Origin of the sequence: Mycolicibacterium vinylchloridicum (genome assembly GCF_013404075.1) — a bacterium.
In the GTDB taxonomy this organism is placed as follows: domain Bacteria; phylum Actinomycetota; class Actinomycetes; order Mycobacteriales; family Mycobacteriaceae; genus Mycobacterium; species Mycobacterium vinylchloridicum.
Genome location: NZ_JACBJQ010000194.1, coordinates 1 through 949, shown reverse-complemented (window position 1 = coordinate 949; position 949 = coordinate 1). Strand labels below are relative to the sequence as shown.

1 protein-coding gene and 1 pseudogene are annotated in these 949 nt (G+C 60.3%); both read left to right on the top strand.

Annotation, left to right across the window (positions count from 1 at the left end):
* The coding region (locus HPC46_RS34525) for an ABC transporter permease (protein WP_179476455.1) at nucleotides 1-682 on the top strand (682 nt) is incomplete at its 5' end.
* A gap of 6 nt (nucleotides 683-688) precedes the next feature.
* Nucleotides 689-949: pseudogene (locus HPC46_RS34520) on the top strand (ABC transporter permease); the annotation flags it as partial.

The window sequence follows — 949 nt, the reverse complement described above, 5'->3', positions numbered from 1 at the left end:
GCCGTTTCAGTGGCGGGAGTTTTTGGAGCAGTCGTGGTTTGTGGCGCGGGTGTCGTTGGCGCCGACGTTGTTGGTGGCGATTCCGTTCACGGTGTTGGTGTCTTTTACGTTGAATATTTTGTTGCGGGAGTTGGGTGCTGCGGATTTGTCGGGGGCGGGTGCTGCGTTTGGTGCGGTGACGCAGGTGGGTCCGTTGGTGACGGTGTTGATCGTGGCTGGTGCGGGTGCGACGGCGATGTGTGCGGATTTGGGGTCGCGGACGATTCGTGAAGAGATCGACGCGATGGAGGTGTTGGGGATTAATCCGGTGCAGCGGTTGGTGACTCCGCGGATGTTGGCTTCGGGTTTGGTGGCGTTGCTGCTGAATTCGTTGGTGGTGATCATCGGGATTTTGGGTGGGTATGTGTTCTCGGTGTTTGTGCAGGATGTGAATCCGGGTGCGTTCGCGGCGGGGATCACGTTGTTGACCGGGGTGCCTGAGGTGATCATCTCGTGTGTGAAGGCGGCCCTGTTTGGGTTGATTGCCGGTCTGGTGGCCTGTTATCGGGGGTTGACGATTACCGGTGGTGGGGCCAAGGCGGTGGGGAATGCGGTCAACGAGACGGTGGTGTATGCGTTCATGGCGTTGTTCGTGGTGAACGTGGTGGTCACGGCCATTGGTATCCGGATGAGTGCGCGGTAGATCGCGATGGCGTCGTTGCAGGGTGTGTATCCGCGGATCGCGCGGCAGGTGCGTCGTCCGTTGGGGACGTTCGGCCGGATTGGTGATCACACGATTTTTTATGGGCGGGCGATTGCGGGGACGCCGCATGCGGCGCTGCATTTCCGTAAGGAGATCATCCGGTTGATCGCGGAGATCAGCATGGGTGCGGGCACGTTGGCGATGATCGGCGGCACTGTGGTGATCGTCGGGTTTTTGACGTTGGCTGCTGGTGGGACGTTGGCGGTG